Annotated in this window: 1 protein-coding gene; it reads left to right on the forward strand. The window is 45.5% G+C overall.

Translation table 11 applies throughout. The annotated features are described in order from the left end of the window. Nucleotides 1–2: 2 nt before the first annotated feature. The coding region (locus tag BU804_RS10965; protein ID WP_226996196.1) for a transposase at nucleotides 3–286 on the forward strand (284 nt) is incomplete at its 3' end.

Below are 286 nucleotides of genomic sequence, written 5' to 3' on the forward strand. Positions count from 1 at the left end.
ATATATCCGACAGAGTTTGGAATTTACTGGGACCTCATTTGCCAGGAAGAAGAGGGGCTTGGGGTGGTATAGCAAGAGATAATAGGACTTTTATCAATGCAGTATTTTGGATATTAAGAACGGGAGCTCCATGGAGGGGTTTGCCTCCAGATTACGGTGGTTGGAGCAATACTCATCGGCGATTTATCCGATGGCGCAATCAGAGAGTCTGGGAAAGGTTGCTTGAGGTGCTGATTGACGATCCAGATTATGAATGGCTTGTGATAGATGCTTCGCATTGTCAAGT

Source organism: Candidatus Protochlamydia sp. W-9, assembly GCF_001950615.1.
GTDB classification, from domain to species: Bacteria; Chlamydiota; Chlamydiia; order Chlamydiales; family Parachlamydiaceae; genus Protochlamydia; species Protochlamydia amoebophila.